This window comes from Nostoc sp. CHAB 5836 (assembly GCF_020829445.1).
Lineage (GTDB): Bacteria > Cyanobacteriota > Cyanobacteriia > Cyanobacteriales > Nostocaceae > Nostoc.
The window spans coordinates 12,354-34,760 of sequence record NZ_JAIVFV010000008.1 but is presented as its reverse complement, the minus strand read 5'-3'; the positions used below and the strand labels follow the sequence as shown (position 1 = coordinate 34,760).

General features: G+C 41.9%; 15 protein-coding genes and 1 pseudogene. 11 read left to right on the top strand and 5 right to left on the bottom strand.

Annotation, left to right across the window (positions count from 1 at the left end; all coding sequences use genetic code 11):
- Positions 1 to 59 precede the first annotated feature (59 nt).
- The 3 genes and pseudogenes from LC605_RS02955 to LC605_RS02945 all read right to left on the bottom strand — a co-directional run bounded on the left by LC605_RS02955 (position 60) and on the right by LC605_RS02945 (position 2,446).
- Positions 60 to 1,251, bottom strand: a pseudogene (locus LC605_RS02955) (RNA-guided endonuclease InsQ/TnpB family protein).
- Positions 1,252 to 1,591: 340 nt separating this feature from the next.
- Complete coding sequence (locus LC605_RS02950; protein WP_229546086.1) at positions 1,592 to 2,293, bottom strand: haloacid dehalogenase type II; 702 nt, start codon at positions 2,291 to 2,293, stop codon at positions 1,592 to 1,594.
- Positions 2,294 to 2,305: 12 nt separating this feature from the next.
- Positions 2,306 to 2,446, bottom strand: a complete 141-nt coding sequence (locus tag LC605_RS02945) for a hypothetical protein (protein WP_229546085.1) — start codon at positions 2,444 to 2,446, stop codon at positions 2,306 to 2,308.
- Positions 2,447 to 2,816: 370 nt separating this feature from the next.
- Between LC605_RS02945 and LC605_RS02940 the strand changes: the two genes are divergently transcribed.
- The 3 genes from LC605_RS02940 to LC605_RS02930 are packed head-to-tail and all read left to right on the top strand — an operon-like array spanning position 2,817 to position 6,730.
- A complete protein-coding gene (locus tag LC605_RS02940) occupies positions 2,817 to 4,568 on the top strand; it encodes a ScyA-related TPP-binding enzyme (RefSeq protein WP_229546084.1) in 1,752 nt (583 codons plus the stop codon).
- A 13-nt stretch (positions 4,569 to 4,581) separates the two neighbouring features.
- Positions 4,582 to 5,721 carry a 3-oxoacyl-ACP synthase III family protein gene (locus tag LC605_RS02935; RefSeq protein WP_229546083.1) on the top strand — a complete coding sequence of 380 codons (1,140 nt, stop codon included), beginning with the start codon at positions 4,582 to 4,584 and terminating at the stop codon, positions 5,719 to 5,721.
- A gap of 37 nt (positions 5,722 to 5,758) precedes the next feature.
- Positions 5,759 to 6,730 carry an SGNH/GDSL hydrolase family protein gene (locus LC605_RS02930; protein ID WP_229546082.1) on the top strand — a complete coding sequence of 324 codons (972 nt, stop codon included), beginning with the start codon at positions 5,759 to 5,761 and terminating at the stop codon, positions 6,728 to 6,730.
- A gap of 313 nt (positions 6,731 to 7,043) precedes the next feature.
- On the opposite strand, the gene LC605_RS02925 is transcribed toward LC605_RS02930, so the two are convergent.
- Positions 7,044 to 10,619, bottom strand: coding sequence for an NB-ARC domain-containing protein (locus LC605_RS02925; RefSeq protein ID WP_229546081.1), 3,576 nt, complete (start codon positions 10,617 to 10,619; stop codon positions 7,044 to 7,046).
- 301 nt (positions 10,620 to 10,920) lie between these two features.
- Between LC605_RS02925 and LC605_RS02920 the strand changes: the two genes are divergently transcribed.
- On the top strand, positions 10,921 to 11,100 hold the full coding sequence (locus LC605_RS02920) for a CopG family transcriptional regulator (protein ID WP_229546080.1): 180 nt from the start codon (positions 10,921 to 10,923) through the stop codon (positions 11,098 to 11,100).
- Between the two features lie 1,598 nt (positions 11,101 to 12,698).
- Entirely contained in the window at positions 12,699 to 13,199 is a 501-nt protein-coding gene (locus LC605_RS02915; RefSeq protein WP_229546079.1) for a fatty acid hydroxylase, read from the top strand.
- 158 nt (positions 13,200 to 13,357) lie between these two features.
- Here LC605_RS02915 and LC605_RS02910 read toward each other — a convergent pair whose 3' ends face one another.
- The gene (locus LC605_RS02910; RefSeq protein ID WP_229546078.1) at positions 13,358 to 14,593 is read right to left on the bottom strand and encodes an LL-diaminopimelate aminotransferase; all 1,236 of its coding nucleotides are present in this window, start codon (positions 14,591 to 14,593) and stop codon (positions 13,358 to 13,360) included.
- 434 nt (positions 14,594 to 15,027) lie between these two features.
- Between LC605_RS02910 and LC605_RS02905 the strand changes: the two genes are divergently transcribed.
- From LC605_RS02905 to LC605_RS02880, 6 genes are all read left to right on the top strand, one after another.
- Positions 15,028 to 16,401, top strand: coding sequence for a DUF2252 domain-containing protein (locus LC605_RS02905; RefSeq protein ID WP_229546077.1), 1,374 nt, complete (start codon positions 15,028 to 15,030; stop codon positions 16,399 to 16,401).
- 1,874 nt (positions 16,402 to 18,275) lie between these two features.
- The gene (locus LC605_RS02900) at positions 18,276 to 18,446 is read left to right on the top strand and encodes a hypothetical protein (protein ID WP_229546076.1); all 171 of its coding nucleotides are present in this window, start codon (positions 18,276 to 18,278) and stop codon (positions 18,444 to 18,446) included.
- Between the two features lie 66 nt (positions 18,447 to 18,512).
- Positions 18,513 to 20,117: a cell wall metabolism sensor histidine kinase WalK gene (locus tag LC605_RS02895; protein ID WP_229546075.1), complete on the top strand. Its 1,605-nt coding sequence runs from the start codon at positions 18,513 to 18,515 to the stop codon at positions 20,115 to 20,117.
- Positions 20,095 to 20,763 carry a response regulator transcription factor gene (locus tag LC605_RS02890; protein ID WP_229546074.1) on the top strand — a complete coding sequence of 223 codons (669 nt, stop codon included), beginning with the start codon at positions 20,095 to 20,097 and terminating at the stop codon, positions 20,761 to 20,763. The genes LC605_RS02895 and LC605_RS02890 overlap by 23 nt, the downstream gene beginning before the upstream one ends.
- Positions 20,760 to 21,122: a response regulator transcription factor gene (locus tag LC605_RS02885; protein WP_229546073.1), complete on the top strand. Its 363-nt coding sequence runs from the start codon at positions 20,760 to 20,762 to the stop codon at positions 21,120 to 21,122. Before LC605_RS02890 ends, LC605_RS02885 begins: the two co-directional genes overlap by 4 nt.
- A 108-nt stretch (positions 21,123 to 21,230) precedes the next feature.
- Positions 21,231 to 22,337: a HAMP domain-containing protein gene (locus LC605_RS02880; RefSeq protein ID WP_229546072.1), complete on the top strand. Its 1,107-nt coding sequence runs from the start codon at positions 21,231 to 21,233 to the stop codon at positions 22,335 to 22,337.
- Positions 22,338 to 22,407 lie beyond the last annotated feature (70 nt).

Below are 22,407 nucleotides of genomic sequence, written 5' to 3'. Positions count from 1 at the left end.
GCGTTGGTACGAGGGTCAAATTGACACTCCCCGCGCTGAAGCGACGGGGATTCTTGAATCTAAGACATAACTTGCTCGTGCAGGTTTTCACCAACAAGAGTAGCGGTTTCATCTCCCCAAGCGGGGAAGAGCATCAAGTGCAAAGGTTCCGGTATGCCCTACCGTACCCAATCCCCGACTAAGGATATTTCTAGCTGCGTTTTCGTCTCTATCCATCACACAACCACATAAACATACGTGTGTTCTGGTAGATAGAGTTTTTTTAACAACTTGACCGCAACTAGAGCATTCAAGGCTAGTATATTGCGGGTTAACCGCAACCGTGACACGTTTAAATACTTTTCCAAAATATTCAAGCCAGACACGAAACTGATACCAAGATGCATCATTAATAGACTTAGCTAAACAATGATTTTTCACCAGATTTTTAATCCTCAAATCTTCATAAGCTATCAAGTCGTTAGACTGAACTACGCACCGTGCTAATTTCACAGCATGGTCTTTACGTTGCCTACTTATTTTGAGGTGGCGCTTACTTAAAACCTGTCTTGCCTTGCCCCTATTTTTTGAGCCTTTCACCCTTCTATAAACACGACGTTGTGAACGTTTGAGAACTTTTTCACCAATACGAAGAAACCTGGGATTTTCAACCATTCTCCTTTCAGAGTCGGTGTAATATTCCTTCAAGCCAACATCTAACCCCACCGTTTTACCAGTCGGTTCTATGTTTTCAAAACGGTCAACATCAATGCAAAATTGAACATACACACCATCCGCACGTTTTACCAATCTTACCCGTTTAATCTGGTTAATTTGGTAGAAGTGCAAATCACGAGTACCTTTAAGTTTTAACCTTCCAATACCTTTTTTATCGGTAAAGGCTATGGATTTACGATTATCTGCAAGCTTCCATCCTGACGTTTTGTATTCAACAGAACGACAATCTTTCTGGAATTGAGGATATCCTTTCTTACCAGAAATGCCATTTTTGCAGTTGTCATAAAACCTAGAAATAGAAGACCATGCTCTTTCAGCAGAAGCTTGACGAGCCATTGAGTTGAGTTCATTAGCAAAAGGAAAATTAGCCGCCAGTACAGCACAATACTTCTGCAAATCGTTTTTACCTGTACCTTTAACGTCCATCCATAGGCGAATACAGCTATTACGAATGAACTTTGCAGTCCGAATTGCATCCGAAACTGCTGTTAGCTGGGCTGACTTCCCATAAGCTTTAAACTCAAAAACAATCATCGTTTTTACCTCCAAACGTATACTAGCGTAGTTGGCGTAAAACTAATAAGAAGTTAAAAAATATCCAATGCGACTAAAGTCGCACGAGTCGCTTAAATAATTCGTAATTCGTAATTCGTAATTAAGTTTTGTGTTAGCGTAGCGGTAGCGAGTCTGCGTTCGCTTTTAGCGTCTCGTAGAGAGCGTCCGGGGATTTAGACCCCGACCCAAAACTTGCTTATTTTTTGAACCGGGGGATTTAAACCCACGGTACTCGGTGACTGAGCTTTACGCCTACCGGAAAACTTGTAACAACAGAGCCTCATCGAAACAGTTCTAGGCACTCAGCACTTATTGCTTACTATTGTTTCGGTAAACTCAAAGTAGCAAGAGTCTTTAAATCCGGCACTTCTAAATCAGATTGACTTTCTGCTTTTTTTGTGGTATTTGCTCCTTCTTGGTCTGCTCGACGGTTTACCCAGACTGTTGATAGTCCCAGACATTTGGCTGTAACAATATCGTGATATACACTAGCAGCAACGTGTAATATCTGATCTAGCGGTAAATTAATTCTCTCAATAGCCAGTCTAAAGTTGTTTAAGGAGGGTTTGTAGCTTTTTGCCTGTTCTGCTGTGATTATCTGGTCAAATTCCACCTCCAAGTGCTTTGCCGAGAAAGCAAAGAGATCGTCATCGACATTGGAGATAATTACTAGCTGAAACTTTTGCTTTAAAGCTCTAAGTGCCTCAACTGTATCAGGGAAAGGCAGCCAATACTGAATCGAATCAGCAAGTGAATTGAGTTCGCCAGCAGTTGGCTCAAAGCCAAATCGTTCACCAAATTTTTGGACTACTCCCTTCAAAACTTCTCGATATTTGATATAATGTCCAATTTCGAGTTCTGCTTCCAATTCAGCAAAAAGTTCTAGAATTTGATTCTCATCCAAATTAGTGTTGTGTGCCAGCAGAAGCGGCTTTAGTACCCCTAAGATGCCGTTCTCCCAATCGATTAAGGTTCCGTAACAATCGAACGTTAAAGTTTTATACTGATGGAAGTTAATCATTTTTTATACTCATTATTTTGATTGATTCTGTTTAGTTTTCACAAACCAAAAGACGGATGAACCCATCTGCGTTGGCGCAGCCCGCCGCAGGGATCGCCGCATTTGCCACTCTTGGAGGATGTTTGAAAAGTATTTTACTGTGACTTTAGGCACTTTTAGATCCCCCCTAGCCCCCCTTAAAAAGGGGGGAAGAATCAAAGTCCCCCTTTTTAAGGAGGATTTAGGGGGATCTAAAACGTTTTGTTACCGACAAGAGGACTTTTAAAACATCTTCTTAAACTTTCTTAACATTTATTCATCAAAGCAGAGTTTAAGAAAGACCAAACTGTGTGAAGATAAGCAAGTCGATTGCCACAACAAAACTAAAACTATCTTAATCATGAAGCAAGCTAAAACCCTTTTGCCTCTTGTCCTCAACATAGCTGCTTGCTGCCTGATTTAAACGACAAATATTTACGCTGACCGACTTCGGCTGTGGGATGATATTATCCCATAGAGCTATTTATTCTTAAGTATATTTTCTATGGATTTTCAGGATACACAAGCTAATACCACTGAAGAATTAAACTCAACTAAACAGCTATTTGATAGCAAGTTACCTATAACTTTTTCGGTAGCAGAGGCAGTGGTAAAAATCCTGGGAGATATGGGAGTGGAGTATGCTTTTGGTGTTTCGGGAGGGGCGATCGCCCCAGTGTGGGCCGCGTTACACCAAAGCTCCATCAAGGTGCTACACTTTCGCCACGAAGCTGGAGCAGCTTTTGCGGCCATTGAAGCGCACTTTGCTAGCGATCGCCCGGTTGTGGTATTCACTACTACAGGGCCGGGGATCACTAATGCTTTGACAGGGTTATTTGCTGCACGTTGGGAGGGTGCTAAGGTAATTTTCGTGTCAGCTTCAACCTCAGCACCAGAAAGGGGACGTTGGGCTTTCCAGGAAACCAGCCCATACACTATGCCCTGCACAAGTATTGTTACTTCAGCGCAAATATTTCATTACGCAACTACTGTTGAATGTAGCGATGAACTCACAGAGATTTCTCGAAGACTTGCCCTCGGACTGGCACAACCAGGAGGATTTGTAGCTCATATAAGTATTCCTACAAATATCCAGACAAGTTCACTAAAAACTTCGTTGCCACGAGTCACTCAGTCTCAGAGTCTGGCAACCGCAAGTGAAGAAACAATCGCCGAATGTGTCCGGTTGCTCTCTGAAGGATCCTTTGCCATTTGGGTTGGCTTCGGTGCGCGCGATGCTGCTGGAGAGATTCGCCAACTTGCTCAAATAACAGGGGCTGCGGTAATGTGTTCGCCCCGTGGTAAGGGGATTTTTCCCGAAGATCATCCACAATTTATAGGAGTCACGGGCTTTGCTGGACACAAGTCTGTTTTGACATATATGGAGGAGTACTGCCCTTTGCATACTTTGGTTCTGGGAACGCGCCTTGGGGAGTTTACGTCGTTCTGGAACCCTACCATGATTCCCCAGCGAGGATTTTTACATATTGACATCGACCCAGATGTGCCAGGAGCAGCATATCCATATGCTGAGACGTTTGCTATCCAGTCTGACGTAAAAGTGTTTATGAAAGAGCTGCTGAAGCACTTTTCTCTAAGTAATAGTTGCTCAACGGCGGTAACGGTGCCTCGACCTGAACTTGATTTAATCAAACCATGTAGAGGCGGTTTAGTGCGACCCAAAGTACTTATGGATGCGATTCAACAGGTGATTGTTGAAGGAAGCGGTGCAGTAGTAATGGCTGAGTCAGGTAACTCGTTTGCCTGGGGAATTCACCATCTGCGATTTACTAAACCAGGCCGCTTTCGGGTCAGCACTGGCTTCGGGTCTATGGGGCATTTCGTTACGGGCGTTGTGGGTGCGGCACTGGCGAGAAATGGTAAGGCTGTTGCTATTGTTGGGGATGGTGCGATGCTCATGAATAACGAGATAAGTACAGCTGTGCAACACCAGATTCCTGCTATTTGGATTATACTCAACGACTCGCACTACAACATGTGCGATCAGGGCATGGTTTTACTTGGCTTTAAGGGTGTGCCTGCACAGATTCCACAGACGGATTTTGTTAAGATTGCCCAAAGCATGGGAGCTGATGGCATCCACATTGAAAGCGAGTCTGACATTCAACCAGCACTAGAGAAAGCACTTACCTCAAATACTCCGTTCGTTGTTGATGTAATCATTGACTCTACGCAAACTGCGCCAATTGGAAATCGTATTCGTAACTTGATTTCGTGCGTAAATAGGAACTATTAAGAGTAAATTGGACATGGTGTATCCCTCAGTAGGTATTCGTTCGATCGCATTGAGCTTTCCCAGCATCAAATGTACAAAAGATTACTACAGACAAAACTACCCAAACTTGCTTGCAACTGTAGAGAAAAAAAGCTTGGCAAACTTGTTTTCCCTTTCTGACTCCGCCCCCAGCAATGAGTATGAGTTAGAGATGATGCCATATCTCAAAGATCCCTTTCGTGGCACAGTTGAGCGATGGATACTTGCTCCTACTGAATCGTCCCTGACTCTAGAGTATCGCGCAGCAAAGGATGCCCTGGAAGCAGCAAAGGTCTTTCCCAAAGATGTAGATCTCCTACTCGTCGCCTCGTTTTTACCTGAACAAATCGGATTTGGCAATGCCGCCTTCCTTGCTCGTCAACTGGGACTACAGTGTGGCGCATGGAATCTTGATGCTTCATGTGCTAGTACCCTAATTGCCCTTCAAACTGCTTGTGCTTTAGTACAAGCAGGAATACACCGTAATGTGCTAGTAGCGATCTCATGTACCTACTCTCGCTTCTTTGATCAAGACGACACTCTTTCATGGTTTTTTAGCGACGGCGCTGGAGCTTTCTTGGTTAGTTCACTAAAACCAAACCAAGGCATTCTTGGTACAAAGACAGTTAATACAAGTATCTTGTGTGATCAATTCTCTTTCAAACTTACTGAGGACGAACAAGGCAATCAACAGTTTCGGATGCAGGTGCCCAAGGGCACGAACAAAGTGATCGGCGAAACAGCTGCGGATCTACTACTTACTTGTTGTCAGGGGGCTATTGCTGCTGCTGGTGTGACCCTGAAAGAAATTGACTTTTTTATTTTCAATACTCCCACTGCTTGGTTTGCAAGCTTCTGTACGCGTGTATTGGGCATTAACCCAGAGCGCACAATTAATGTCTACCCTCTGTATGCAAACATTGGGCCAGCACTAACCATAGCCAATTTGTACCACGCCGCACAGTTAGGCAAAATTCGCGAAAATGACTTAGTTTTGATCTATGGCTTTGGCGCAGCCAGTTCTGCTTCCGCAAGCGTAATCCGGTGGGGCGATGTGGTGCTAGGTTCTGTTCCCGACAATGAACCTGATTCGATAGTGAAAAATTCTGAAACTCAAAGTATCATTTCTTGCTAAGATATCCACCAGGATTAAAAGCATAGTTAATACCTAAATGAAAAAAACAATTCTGACGACAGGATTTTTCCTGTTGTCTTTCATGTTTCAGCTTAAAATTTTAGCGGCACAGAATTATGAAGACATTTATGTCTTTGGTGACAGCTTTTCTGATACGGGAAATGCATTCAATGCCACAAATAGAACTTTTCCCCCAAGTTCGTCATACTTTGATGGACGTTTTTCTAATGGTCCGGTTTGGGTAGAATATTTGGCACAAGACTTAGGATTATCCTTCAATCCTGACACCAACTTTGCCTATGGAGGGGCTACCACCGGAGTCAATAACATTAGTGTTCCTGGTTTACCCGGATTGCAGCAGCAAATTACTAGTTTTACCGCAGCAAGTTCGTCTGCTAATCCCAACGCCCTCTACATCCTATGGAATGGTGCTAATGATTACTTCAGTTACTTTGGGGGAGGTGTTCCTAACCCTAATCAGGCAGTCACAAATATATCAACGGCAGTGACATCACTTGCTGACGTAGGCGCTCAAGATATTATGGTAGTTAACCTGCCAGATTTGGGAAAGTTTCCGGTTGCAAACTTCAACAGTCAAATACCCAGCTTCTTCAGTACGTTAACCGATGCACATAACTCTGGCTTAGATACAACTATCAGTTTTTTGAACCAGCAACTAAACCCTCATATCAACATCATTCCCCTGAATGTTAATAACTTATTTAGTAGGATGATCGCCGATCCAGGCGAATTCGGTCTAACGAATGCTACTAACTATTGCATACAAAAATCGGTAGTACCTTTGAATTTACCTGCACAAGCAGTAGCCTGTAATCCAGATCAGTTTTTATTTTGGGATCCAGTTCATCCTACAACTGCTGGTCATCGCCTAATCGGAGAATTAGCATTTTTAGCACTGAAGCCTGCTTCTGTCCCTGAACCTTGTGGTGCATTCGGGATTTTGGCTTGTGGTTTTTTAGGAGCAGTTTTGCTACTGCAACGCAAATAGTTATTGGCAAGGATAGAAGAAAACAGTTTCATGGTCGAATGAAAGCTTGGTTCCAGTTCTATAAGGCAATACGGTTCAGATAAGCCCTTTTTTTCTCTCCCTGCATTCCCTGTGCTCCCCCTCTTATAAGGGTAGGTAGGGTTTGAGCCTCCAAGCTACTTTGTTAGCTAAACGCCTATGTATTAGTCTTTTTGCCATTTTCGCCCAAATTTTTGTAGGCTCTTATTTTGGCAAAGGTATCGACTCAGCCTATATGTTTGTAAAAAAGAGTCGTGGAATGATGATAACCAGTTACTTGCATCATAATTTAAACTTATTCCAGGTTAGAAAGTGTACTACTAGTCGTATTTATATCAATCGCACCTAAAGCTTTCATACTAGTAATAGTCCCCTCAGTTATACCTACAACATCAATAATATTCATACCTTCATAAGGTCTAGAGCTTCTGAGACTTTTGAGGCACTCACCAGTTTTTACATTCCAAAGCTTAATTGTCTCATCTTCACTACTACTAACCAGGGTATGACCGTCGGGACTAAAGGCAACGGACCATACTAACTTGCTATGTCCTGACAAAGTTTTTATACACATCCTTGTGCGGACATCCCACAGCTTAACCGTTTGGTCTCCACTGGCACTTGCAAGGATACCACCATCTGGACTGAAGGCGATAGAATACACGGAATTACTATGTTCTTGCAAAGTTCCAAGACACTGACCAGTGCAGACGTTCCACAGCCTCACTGTTTGGTCACTACTACCACTCGCCACTGTCCCGCTATCTGGACTGAAGGCAACTGACCACATCCAATCAGTATGACCCTCCAAAATTTGCAAGCAACGACCGCTACCGATATCCCATAGCCTTACTGTTTGGTCATGGCAGCCAGTAGCCAGCATATGACCGTCTCGGCTGAAGGTAACAACCCATACCCAATGGGTATGCCCTTGTAAGGTTTTGAGACACTGACCAGTGGGGACATCCCACAGCTTCACCGTTTGGTCATGACAGCTACTAGCTAGCATATTACCATCTGGGCTGAAGGCAACAGATGTGATTCGATTACTATGTCCACGCAAAGTTTTGAGGCATTGACCAGTAGTAGCATCCCACAGTTTTACAGAAAAATCCTCACTACCACTAGCAAGCAGAGTACCTTGAGGGTTGAAAGTGACTGATGTGACCCGATTACTATGTCCAGGCAAAGTTTTGAGACACTGACCCGTACTAACATCCCACAATCTCACCTTTTGGTCACCACTACCGCTTGCAACGACAGTACCTTGAGGGTTGAAAGTGACTGACCAAATCCCATTAACGTAACCCTGCAAAGTTTTGAGGCACTGACCAGTGCTGACATCCCATAGCCTCACCGTTTGATCTTCACTGCCACTTACGACTGTATAATTATCTGGACTAAAGGCGACTGACGACACCCTGCTGCCATGTCCCCCCAGAGTGTTAAAGCACTGACCAGTGCTAACCTCCCACAACTTCACCGTTCGGTCATCGCTGCCACTGACTAGTGTATAGCCATCAGAACTAAAGGCAACAGAATTTACGCAGTCACCGTGACCCTGTAGAATCTGAAAGCATTGACTGGTAGTAATATTCCATAACCACACTGTTTGATCATGACAGGCACTGGCCAAAGTTTGACCATCTGGGCTGAATGCAACTGACCTAATTCCACCGTTATGACCCAGTAGAGTTTGAAGGCATTGACCAGTGCTAATATCCCACAGCTTAACTGACGAATCATCACTACCACTAGCAAGCATAGTACCTTGAGGTTTGAAGGCAACTGATGTGACCCGATTACTATGTGCTTCGAAAGTTTTAAGACATCTCCCAGAACTAGTATCCCACACTTTCACGGAGGAGTCCTCACTGCCAGTGGCAAGCATAGTATCTTGAGAGTTGAAGGCGACTGACCAGATCCCACCTTTATGCCCCCGTAAGGTGGTGAGGCATTGTCCAGTACCGGCATCCCACAGTTTCACTGTTTGGTCATCACTGCCACTAGCAAGAAAATGACCATCGGCACTAAAGCTAATTGGCCAGATAAAACCTGTGTGTCCCTTGTAGGTAAGCAGTTGTTTTCCATCCGCAACTCGGTACAGGCGAACTTCACTATTAGTATCCCCCGTAGCTAAGAATTTTCCATCAGGGCTGAATGCCACTGAGTGAATGCCTCCCAAAGTTTCAGCAAAAGCACACTTAGCAAGATTAGCATGAGCGAAATTTACATTGTGCAAATTTACATTCCGCAGATCTGCTTGCCAAACAGTCAGATAAGAAAAATTATAGCCATTTAGATTCGTCTCCAGATGGCAAAGCAGATTTAGAATATTGCCACCTGTATACCCTGGTTCTAACGGAGATTTTTCTCCCAGTCTTGCAAGAATTTGAGTTAACTGATTTTCAATGTTTTTTTTGCTTCTTAAGCTGTGAACCAACCCATCTATAACTGGTTTGATAATGAGGCGAATTTGAGTATCCCTAATATATTCTTTTGCTGTTGCCTTCATTAGAGCATGACCCTGCAATAAATCAATATTCTCACTAACAATTTCTTCACAGACGCTTTCTACCAAGCTACTAGTCATATACTCCATAACTACAGGCTGAAGAGTAAAGGATGATCCAGTTTTTTCAATAGGCGTAGGCGTAGCTTTCTCGATTAGCGATCGCCTTCTTAAAGATTCCACAGCCTCAAGTAATTTTGCTGGTGCTACCGATGATATAAGATCATCTCGCAATTCTGATAGTGTAACCGACTCGCGATTAATCGCTAGCCAGTACATAATATCTTTTTCTAAATCTGACAAGCGCTCAAACTGCTGGTCTAAAATATCACGAATGTCGCCAAAAACAGATGTGTCTTGTTGCAAAAATTCACTCACATTACCATCAAAGATATCTTGAACGGTCGTGGCAACTATCTTTAGGGCTAATGGATTGCCTGCGTAACGCTCAATCATTACTTTCCATTCATCCTCTGCCGCCGATAGCCCTTTGAATTTTAAGATTTCTTGCCCTTCTGCCACTTTTAAACCATTAAGTGCTAATGAGCGAACAGGTAGTGCTAGTCCTTCTAGCAATGCCACTTCTCTAGGTTTTTCCCGACTAGTCAGCATTAAGCAGCTTTGATGAGTCGCTTCTCCTACTCGTCTTAAAAGCTCACCATATTCCTCATATCCTTCAGGGTAAAGTCCGGCGCGGCTACCACTGCGGAGAATTGACTCTACATTATCAAGTATCACCAAACAGCGATAATTTTGTAAATAATAGAGTAACCGCGATACCCGTTCGCTAAAGCTTTCTGGTAAGTTTGCTTCCGTTTCCTGTTCCTCAGATAAAAATTGGATCAGATTACTTAGAATAATTTTAACAGGTGGAGCTTCTCGTAGCGATCGCCAGATCACATACTCAAAGTTATCCTGAGCCTGTTGAGCAAACTTTACAGACAGCGCCGTTTTACCAATACCTCCTATTCCCAATAGTGCCACCAATTGGCATTGCTCATTGAGAATCCATTCCTCTAGCATAGTAAGTTCTTCAGTACGTCCATAAAAAACTGAGTTAAAGATAGCTTCTCCCCAATCTAGACGAGTATTTGAGCTTAAATAGTCACTTTTATCTGTTTTTAAGCTAAAAACTGAAAAAAGCTTCTCAATAGTCTGTTTGTCAACTCCTCCTTCCCGATTCATTACTTTCGAGATAGTAGTGGAATGTAACCCAGAGCGTGCGCTCATTTCTTCAAGTGTGTACCTGTTTCCAAAATTTTCCTTGGCTTCTGACTGATGTTTTGCTTCCTTAATTTTTTGTAACCCTTTGCTAGTAAGTGCAACGCCACGCTTCCGTCTCCAATTCTGTAGAGTCATATATTAACTCACTGTTAATGTAATCACCTTTGATTAAGAAGAATTATCTACTAGGTTGCTATATATATGAAGTGATGCATATCACAACTGACATTAGTTTTTCAGCCGAAAGCTTCTTTTACTTGGCTAATAGCAGGTTGATTCCGTGTGCTACTAGTTGTTTAATACTTTGACTTTTCAGTAATGTCTTTGGGATGTAAAGCTTAAGTTCAATGTTAAAATCTCGATTTTCACTGGTAAAGACAGTTTTAAATTGGCAATATTGATAAGGAAAGTTTGTATATATCTACCCTGTCAATCAATGAATAAAACTGCTGTACTTAAATTTTCCCGTTTGGCAACCTCCAGTAAAAAAAGGGCGCTGAAGCGAATTACTTTAAACTTGACATTAGATGAAGCCGAGAACCTTGAAAAGTATTGTGAACACACAGGTAAACCAGCAATAGATGTGATTCGGGAACTCATTCAAGCCTTACCTTGACCTGACTTTTCAGTCCATGGCTGAAAAGCCTCAGTCCAGAAGAGTTATAAGTAGGTCGGCGCAATTAAAGTTAACTGGCTAAGGCTGTCATTTGTCATTCGTCATTTGTCATTAGTAAGGGTTTGAAGCTTATTTACGTTTCGTAACATACTTGAGTTTTTTCACACCATTGTACTTAGCTAAGGTAGAAGCTGTTGCAGATTTAGACAAGGGTTTTAAACTGATATAAATCCCCCGGTTCAATAAAAAAGTAAGTTTTGTGTTGGGGTTATATTTCGACTTACTTCGACTACGCGCTTGGTGAGCGTAGCCGAACGCGAGTGCGTCTCGCTCTTAAGGGCAGTACAAGTCGCTTAATAACCAATCCCCATTACAAAACAAAGGTCTTAAACCCTTTAATTTAAGATAAAGCAATACTCTTGAGGTTAAGCCTAAAACTCTTTGTCAAAGTTAATTTTTTTTACGAGTTGCCTTCTCTACGAGATGCTTCTGCCAACGCGCAGCGTCTCGTAGAGACGAAAGAGAAGGAAGAAATGCTTAACTGCTGTACGTTCGGTATAAAGGTGAAGCGGTGATAATTTATTTTTTAACGCTAACTTACTTATTTTGGCATCTATTTAATTCTAGATACTCCCAATTTAATTGTAAGGCCGCTTTACTTACCTTTATAACAGGGCTATTTCATTCTACACATAAACCACCCGTAACTGAAGTTCCTGGCTCATAGCTAAAGTCCGTTAAAACGGACTATAACCCAATACCGTTCAGTTAAGGTGCAACATCATTAGACTCAGAATGAATTCTGAGGCGGGCTAGATGAGAATCAAATAGCCCTGCGTTTATAACGGAAGTTACGTTGGTAGAATATCTGTTTTTTTATTTATTTTTACTTATATAAATGACTCTAATTGCTATCAATTTAGCATTAACAATGTTGAATAAAGTCTTAACCCAATACTGCCCAGGTTTTGGCAAAAAAATAAAAAATGTCTAGGTTGAGTTGAAGAACGAAACCCTACCGAAGAGCGGGGTTTATTGGGTAACGCTTGGTTCAACCTAACCTACAAATATTCAAAACCTACGCAGTATTGAGTCTTAACCTAAATTTGTACTAAGTTTAACTCAACCTTTGCTTACGCTGTATGCCTTAGTAAGAAGATTGTGTAGTGGCTATATTAAAATACGGCAGCTACATCAACTTTTAGATGTATTACTACCATTAGCCCAAAGTTAGAAGTGAAATTGGAGGTTATTACGCAATACGCTTGGCTTTGTGGATAGTTGTAGGTTGGGTTGAACTTTAGTGTTACCCAACAAACGCCCGTTGTAGGTTGGGTTTCGTTCCTACACATTTTTATTTTTTGGGCTTAACCCAAGCGTATTGGGTTATTACGAGTTGCTGTTGACTGCATTAAGCAGCAGAGATTCATGAAACTGCAACGGATCCAATTACATATACTCTGAGCCAAATTAACTGGAGCCTAGACCCATGAGATGCACAGATGCTGTTTGCATAGCGAAAAACGATCTATCTACGCGGACAGCATGACATTTGCATATTTCCTGTGGTGTTTTCTTACTAAAGTTGAGGAGTACAAATGGTTGAGGCTATGGTTGTTGCTTGGTTATTACTGTTTTTTGGCGATTTTCTATCTACATTCTTTTACCATGTACCCGAGCACGTTTTTGGTAGCCTTCATTTAAAAACGCACCACTCCTGGAAGAAGGACTTTTGCCACTACGCTATTTTGACTTTTAATCCCCAGGTTCTTTTAGATGGTATTTTGGGAGCTTTGCCTTATGTACTTATAGCAGTACTCTTGTGGTCTTTCTCTCCTATTGGCGTTATCTCTGGATTACTGCTTGGTCAATTTCATGTTTGGTGGAGACACATAAGTGTACTGGGCTGGCAAACTCCAAAGCCTGTAAATATTTTATGCCAAATTCTATTTATTACTACTCCTGAAAGACACTGGTTACATCATCACAAAACTAATTTAGGTTTTGGTGATATTTTCAGCTTTTTTGAACAACCTGCACAAATGTGGTTACGCTGGCTGCGGCTACTCAGACTTCGTTTTCGCTACTCTCGGATCTAACTGAAGCTACCGCTTACCGAAATACTTTTTAAAAGTACCAAAATCAGGTGCGATCGCAGCTTAAACCTCATCTAAGTTGATAACCGTAGTTTTTGCCCTCACCCTAAATCTCTCTCCCATATGTGGAAGAAGGGGTTGGAGGATGAGGGTAAATCCTTTTAGACCTTAAATTTCTCGGTAATCCGCTTCATTGCCTCTTCGACATTCTCGCGACTATTAAATGCCGAAATGCGGAAGTAACCTTCACCCGCAGCACCAAAGCCAGAACCAGGGGTTCCGACAACGTTGACAGTTTGCAGCAGCTGATCAAAGAATTCCCAACTAGATAAACTATTAGGCGTTTTTACCCAGACGTAAGGTGCATTCACGCCTCCATAAACTGATAATCCGGCGGCTGTGAGTTTCTCGCGGATAATTTTGGCGTTTTCTAAATAGAAACTAACCAATCCTTTGATTTGTGCTTGTCCTTCTTCAGAGTAAACCGCTTCGGCTCCCCGTTGGACGATGTAAGAAACGCCATTAAATTTGGTGGACTGGCGGCGATTCCACAGTTTCCATAGTTCCACATCGGAACCATCGGCGGCTTTTGCTTTGAGTGTCTTTGGTACTACTGTTAACGCGCAACGAGTTCCTGTAAAGCCTGCATTTTTGGAGAAAGACCGAAATTCGATCGCAACTTCTCTTGCACCTTCAATTTCATAAATTGAGTGGGGAATCGATGGATCGGTAATGTAAGCTTCGTAGGCTGCATCAAAGAAAATAATTGAATTATTAGCTTTGGCATAGTCCACCCATGCCTTGAGATATTCTTTGGTAGCAGTTGCACCAGTGGGGTTATTGGGAAAGCAGAGATAAATTAAATCGACTTTCTTTGAGGGAATCTCGGCGGTGAAGTCGTTATCAGCCGTAATTGGCAGATAGACCAAACCCTCAAATTCGCCTTGATCATTGGCATCCCCGGTATTTCCCACCATAACGTTAGTGTCTACATACACGGGATAAACTGGGTCAGTAACGGCGATGATGTTATCATGACCAAAGATTTCCAGAATGTTACCCGTGTCGCATTTAGAACCGTCGGAGATAAAGATTTCCGAAGCATCGATCGCCGCTCCCCGCCCTTGGAAATCTTGAGTAGCAATTTTCTCTCGCAACCAAGGGTAGCCTTGCTCTGGGCCGTAGCCTTTGAAGGTATTGCGATCGCCCATTTCTTCCACAGCTTTAATCATCGCTGTGCGGCAAGCTTCTGGCAGAGGTTCGGTAACATCGCCAATGCCCAGCCGGATGATTTTAGCATTAGTGTTCGCTTGGGCAAAGACATTGACCCGCCGAGCAATTTCTGGAAACAGATAACCTGCTTTCAGCTTCAGGTAGTTGTCGTTAATACTTGCCATAGTAAATTATGAAAAAACGCCCTTAAACAGCTTACTGCTAATTTATCAGGGCGGGGAAGTAAGGGGGTGGGGTGTTAGGGACTTTTGCAAGAGGTCTAATCTTCTCCGGTGGCGAAAAAAGACAATTTTTAGTAGTGGTAAAAATCTGGAAAGACGAAACACAGAAATTTCAACAAAAAGTGGCACGGAATTTAGAAATAGCACCAAATTTTGGGAAAGCTGCAAACAACTTGTATAAACTACAAAGTGTTTCGTTGAGCATAGTTAAGGCTGCTTGCCCTTAAAAATTGCGATCGCTGCTTCAGTTCTCTTGGAATTGCATTTAAATCACTTTCTAAGCTATAACTCAAGGTGATAAAAGAATTCTTATTGGATGATTGTCACGAAACAAGAGTCCAGCAAGAATTAATTTCTTTACCGCCTAAAAAACTTTCATGCTCAAACACATATGTGCAAGCGTCACCGTCTTGATTTTAACTTTGGGGTTTGTATCTATATCTCACGCTGCAACTCTCCGTTCAACTTGGGTGGAAAATGAAATTTACCAATACAATCATCCCTTTGCATCTTCGTTGCCGCAAGAACTGGCAACGAAGATGCAAAAGATGACAGCTACACCCTTGGCCTTCTATCGAGGGACGGCTCACATCTTTTATCGGGATATGCAAACTTTACCAGGTTCAGGATTTGTAAATTCCTCTACCTCAGCCATCTGGTTAGAAGGAGATATGCATCTACAAAATCTTGGGGGAATGAGAGATAACAACGGTAACAACGTCTTTGACACCACTGATTTTGATGAAGGCTATCTTGGTCCTTACGTTTGGGATTTGCGACGTATGGCAGTTTCAATTCTCTTAGCAGCTAAAGAGAACGGTCAAAGCTCCAGTGATGCTCAAGATATTGTCCGAAATTTCCTGGATGCTTACCTCAACAAGATGAAAGACTTTAAGGGGACTAACGATGAGTTATCATACCGTCTAGAAGAGAGCAATACCAACGGTGTGGTCAAGGATTTAATTCAACAGGCAGCAGCCAACAGCCGCTCTAGTTTGTTAAATAAGTACACTTTCATAAATTCTAGTAGCAATCGAGTCTTCCAGACAACTTCAAAATTTCAACCTGTATCCAGCAGCACCTATTCAAACATTGCTGGGGCTATGAGCAGCTACATCGCCTCAATTCCTAGCAGTAAGCGCTACAGCAATAGTTACTACACTCTCAAGGACATTCGCCTCAAATTAGGTTCAGGCACTGGTAATCTTGGTAAATATCGGTATTACTTGCTGATTGATGGCCCAAGTTCAGCAACCGATGATGACCGGATTTTGGAGATGAAGCAGGAGGCTTCTAGCGCTGTGGCGATCGCAGTCCCAGGTTTGCTGCCAACTTCAGTCTATGGAAATCATGAAGGAGCGAGGGTGACAATCGCCACCAAAGCAATGCTTTCTAATACGGACCCTTTAGTTGGCTACACTACGGTCAATAGCATCCCCTTTATGCTGCATGAAAAATCCCCTTATCAAGTGGACTTTGACTATACATTGCTAACTACTAAGTCAAAGTTCATGGATGCCATGGCCTATGCAGGGAAGGTCGTTGCCAAGAACCATGCCATCTCTGATAAAGACTACGATGCTACGATTATTCCTGAAAGCGTTGATAAAGAAGTGACTGATATCGTCAGCCGTAACAAGATTGCATTCAAGGATGAGATTGTTAACTTTGCTCTAGACTATGCAACTCAAGTCGAGTACGACTATGGGAGTTTCAAAGACGCTTACAACCGAAGGGTGACACTCTACTAAGTAGAGCGACGCAAATAAAGCTAACTAGCTAAGGCTGTCATTTGTCATTTGTCCTTCGTCATTTATAAGGGTTTAAGGTGTACTTACGTTTCGTAATATAGTTTGGTTTATTCTTGCCGACTTACTTAAACGGGAGCTTTTGCGTCTGGGCTTATTGACTCTTGGCATGGGGCGTTGCTCCCGTTAATTTTTAGCGCGAGTGTAAATCTGTTGTGTGTAGGATAGTGGCGGTGTACAGCAGTATTACTTTGAGTTGTCCCTATATTCTCCACAAATAATAAGTAGAGCGACGCAAATAAAGCTAACTGGCCAAGGCTGTCATTTGTCATTTGTCCTTAGTCATTTATAAGGGTTTCAGGTGTATTTACGTTTCGTAATATAGTTTAGTTTATTCTTGCCGACTTACTTATAATCATCTCTTCTGCTGAAATTAAAACAGAAGGTATTGAGTTTGATTGACCACGACGGGAGCATCCCACTTATGCAAAAATACCAAAGGAAAGTGTAGTATAAGGACTACGCAAGATGAATCTGGGCTAGACCTATGACCCCTGAAGAAAAACAAGGTTTACAAATAACGCTGCTTGAACGTGTTCATGTAGGTTGTGAGCAGATTTACCACGGCTAACAGCATCATATAAAGCTTGCATGAACTTGATTGTTACTTGATAAAAGACATCTTTAGCCAAGCTATAAAATTTACTTATGTATTTTTAATTACAATCAATATCACAAAATTATTTTTTTTACAAGAATAAATTGCGTTTTTGTCAAGAACAAAACAAAATTTCACAAGATATAGAATTTTTAATAAGCGAACAAAATATATATGTGCAGAGGATAAAATTTCGATTATGAAAAGGGCAATATATATTACAAATTACTTAATTTTACATATTGAAGATTAAGTAAAGAAGTTTACTTGACATCGGAATAATGATAAGAATAACTATGTTGAGCAAGTAACATAAAACACTTAATAAACCAATTTAAACGAGCTATTTGCCTCGATTTTTGCCTAATTTATTGAGAATTAAAGCCATTTCGACTATCGGGGATATGAAAGGCTCAGATAAATTCGAGAAACCATCTCAGACAAATATCAAAGGCTCAGATACCAATGAAGCTAATAAGTACGTTGGTGCGAAAAAAGTCAAGTATGTTACGAAACGTAAATAAGCTTAAAACCTTTACTAATGACCAATGACAAAGGACAAATGACAGCCTTAGCCAGTTAACTTTAATTGCGCCAACCTACTTACTGCTTTAGACCAGATCGTCAATGATCGGTATCCAAATAATAAAGATGTCGCTAGAAAAGCACTACAACAATTTGCTGACCAAGTTGCTTATCAACAAACTACAGGAGATGGAAATGTAGTACAAAGAACTGAAACTGGCATTGGCCCCGGTAGAGGACATTTTCAATATGAAATAGCTACTGGTGATGGATCAGGTGCAAATAAAACTGCGGTAAACAGAGCTATTAATTGGTATGAAGACAGGAATATTCAAGTACCTGAATGGATTAACAACCTAAAAGGAAAAAATGTTGATTTTACAACATTATCTAAAGAGCAGCAAACCCCATTATTCTTCTATGATAAAAATGCAGGGTAAGCGCATTTAATTTTGTAGCTTAAAATACAGATTATTCAGCAAAGGTGCGTGTTAAGAATTGTATTTGAGTATTAAATATGTCAAGTAGTAGTCTAATAAATAAAACGTCTATTTTATATCAGGGTTCGTCTCATGGTATCGTTTTAGACGTTGGGTTGAATCGATAGTTGAGACGGTGGGAGCGCAGGTAATCCCCTCTTGCTGCTTGTCTATCTCATCATAATGAGACCTCAGAAGCCTCTTGTCAATAGGGTTTGAGACGCGCTTACCCTGATTTAGGCAAGGCTGGTAGTAAAGTTTACATTGATGCTCTAGAACAAATTTTTAACAGAGCTAAAATTGAAACACTAGATCGTTCAATTGAAATTCTCAATCAGGGTTTGAAAAATTTAATCGAAGAAACTTCTAAATACAACAAAGAATAGCACTTGGTTCGCGAATGATATTTGCGAACCAATCTACCCTTTACACCGTGAAAAGTCAGAATAGACATGAGTAGTGCAACAAACCATCGTCGCGATCGCATGTTCGGTATCAAAATACCCAAGCTTTTCCCAGTTTGGCAGCAAGTGTTTGGAGAAGCACGCACCCGGATTTTGCTCTGGTATTTACTGATTATCGGAACAGCATTTCTAATTGCCATTCCCGCATTTCGTTACATCCTCTATCAGCGTATTGATGAGCGCGTTCACCAAGACATGAGAGACGACATGAAGGCTTTTAACGCCTTGATTAGCGGTGAAACTATTGCTCCGGAGAATGTGTTCACTGATAAAGACCCAGAAGAGGTGATAATTGAGCCAGAGAAATTGAAGTGGTTGCTTTCTGGAAAAAAACAAATTAGTCCTCCCGCTTCCAAAGAAGATTTAATGCTGCTTTTTAGAGCTTATCTGCTGTATCGACTGCCAGAAGATGAGTCCTATTTCATCACGTTTATTGATGGTGAATTTTACAAATCTAGTCCCAGGGCGCGCCCCAAGCCACTTGCCAAGGACTTACCACTCATGCGACGCTGGGCAAAACAAACCAAACCAGAACAGGGAGAACAAGAATTCTCTGAGCCGGAAGTTGGCAAGATTCTTTATATAGTAGAACCGATTAGAATTAATGGACAAATCCAAGGAGTCTTCGTTATTGCCCATAGTACATCTGGTGAACGGGCAGAGGCTCTAGAAGCAGTTTCGACAATTATTGAAGTTTCTAGCTTAGTGTTTTTAGTCTCGTTAATCTTGGCGTGGTTAGCTGCGGGACGCGTGCTGGCTCCCCTACGAACAATTACCAGTACTGCTCACGCCATTAGTGAAACAGACTTGACTAAGCGCTTGCCCGTGCGAGGTAAGGGAGAACTGGGAGAACTAGCAACGACATTCAATGAAATGATGGACAGACTCGAAGCAGCCTTTGCCACTCAGCGAGAATTTGTCAACGACGCTGGACATGAACTGCGGACTCCCATTACCATCGTTCGCGGACATCTAGAACTCATGGGTGATGACCCCCAAGAGCAACAAGAAACTTTGGCACTGGTGATTGGAGAACTAGACCGGATGAGTCGGTTAGTCGATGACATGATTTTGCTAGCAAAGGCAGAACGCACAGACTTTTTATTGTTATCGACGGTGAATGTTACAGAATTGACTCAAGAATTATTTGTGAAAGCCCAGGCATTAGCAGAGCGGAACTGGCAATTGGATACGATCGCCAAAGGTCAAATTATAGTCGATCGCCAAAGAATTACTGAAGCTGTGATGAACCTAGCACAAAATGCGACTCAGCATACTGGGAAGAGTGATACTGTTTCTATAGGTTCGGCGATCGCCAAAGGAAAAGTCCGGTTCTGGGTACGCGATACAGGCGAAGGAATTCCCCTTTTAGACCAAAAACGCATTTTTGAACGCTTTGCCCGAACTTCCAAAAGTCGCCGTCGTTCCGAAGGTGCTGGATTGGGACTGGCTATTGTGCGAGCGATCGCCGAAAGTCATGCAGGGCAAGTATTGCTTTCTAGCCAATTAGGAAAAGGTTCGATGTTTACCATTGTTTTACCGCTTGACCCCCCGCAAGAAATCACTGCTTATGCTCAAAATTCTGATTGCTGAAGATGAACTTCAGATAGCGAAATTTATTGAAAAAGGATTGCGATCGCAAGGGTTTACAACTACAGTTGTTGCCGATGGACTGCATGTGTTGGATGTCGCCCAAAGTGGGAGCTTTGATTTACTAATTTTAGATCTGGGGTTGCCCGGAAAAGATGGTTTTCAGGTACTAGAAGAACTGCGCGGACAGGGAGAAAATATACCTGTGATTATCCTCTCAGCCCGCAGCGATCTTCACGATAAAGTCAACGGCCTAGAAGGAGGTGCAGATGATTATGTTACCAAACCCTTCCGTTTTGAGGAACTTCTGGCGCGGGTACGGGTACGTTTGCGAAGTGCCAAACCTGTAGGAGATACAGAAAATTTCATCCTCAACGTCGGGAATGTGGTGCTAAATCTGCGAACTCGACAGGTGAAAGTCGGCCATCGCCCCGTGGAATTGTCCGCTCGTGAATTTACAATGGCAGAAATGTTTTGCCGTCATCCAGGTCAAGTTATTAGTAGAGAACAACTATTAGATTCTGTTTGGGGCTACGATTATAATCCAGGTTCTAACATTGTCGATGTTTATGTCGGCTATCTCCGGAAAAAACTCGGCAATAAAGTGATTGAAACTGTTAGGGGTATGGGTTATCGTTTGCGAATATGAATCAAATTTTGATTGTCGAAGACGAAGCAGGAGTCGCTGCTTTTATTGAGAAAGGATTAAGAAAACAAGGATATATAACCAGTGTTGCCCAAGATGGACAACAAGCAATCTTTTTAACTCAGAATAGTGGATTTGATTTGATATTACTTGATTTGGGTCTACCGATTATGGACGGTTGGGCGGTATTAAAAGAACTTCGCGATCGCAAAGAAACAGTACCCATTATCATCGTCACAGCTCGTAAAGACGAGCGCGATCGCACCTTTGCATTTGATAATGGAGCAAATGACTACATTACCAAGCCATTTCGCTTTACTGACTTACTAGAGCGAATTAAAATCCATCTGAATCGTAGTTGAGTATTATAAAACTTTAAACAAAATTTTAGATGCCTTAAAGGTTCTATGAACGAATGGTAATTTCTAAAAAGCCATGTCTGACTTTATTTGACTATGTAGAACTGAACTATGAAACAACACAGTAGCCTTGATGAATTACCTTCTGCACAATCAAAAAACCGCTTGCAAATATCAATCAACTCAAGGAATTGGTTCAGCCATCTCAAGGTTGGCCAAAAGATTAGTATTGGATATGGACTGCTTGTGAGTGTGAGTGTGCTGGCAACTACTATTGGTTATGTGATTGCCGAACACTATCAGCAACAGGCGCAAAAACAGGAAGAAGCGGTAATCCATGAGTTGTATAGCGTCCATAACCTGAAAACGAGCGTCTTTCGTATTCGCACTAAACAACACAAGCTGATTTTATACAAGAATCAGCCAGAGATCTGGCAAGAGAAATACACTGAATTAGTTAAATATATTACTCAAGCCCGACAAGTTTGGTCTGAATTTAGAGCGCAACACAGCGTTGAGAACCATCCTAAATATTATTCCGCAAATCAGCACAAGGCGATTCAACGCTTGTTAGAAACCCATAAGGATTTTAGCGTCTACCTACAACATACAGAAACTTTATTGCAGGAAAATAATATCAGCCAATTATCAGCAAGGAAAATTGAAGCTGCACATAATCAACTGTTCCATTTCATGCACAGTTCGTCGGTTTTCATGATTGATGATTTTCTTGATGACATTACGAACCTTGTGGAAGTTACAGGTCAAGAATATCAGCAAATCCAACCGGATCTGCAAACGGCAGAAAAATTACATCTATACGTGATTGTGGGTAGCCTGTTATTATCGTTTGCGATCGCAATTTTATTAGCAATTTATACCAGTCACACCATTGCCCGTCCCATTCAAGCCCTCACTCATGTTGCCCAACAGGTTACGGAAGAATCTAACTTCGATTTGCAAGCACCTGTAACAACCAATGATGAAATTGGTATCTTGGCTACTTACCTAAATCGTCTTATCCAGGAAGTTCAGCAACTCATCAAAATTCAGCAAGATGCTAACGAACAGCTAGAAGTATACAATCAGGTGCTAGAAGAGAAGGTATGTGAACGGACGCAGCAGTTAAATGAAAAAAATCGCTCCCTAGAGTTGGCGTTAGAAGAATTGCGCCGCACCCAAGCACAGCTTTTAGAAAGTCAGCAAAATCTAAAGTAACCTGAAAAGCGAAGATTTATCACTGATTTAACTGATTATTGGATTACACAGATTTTCTTATTTAAGCAAG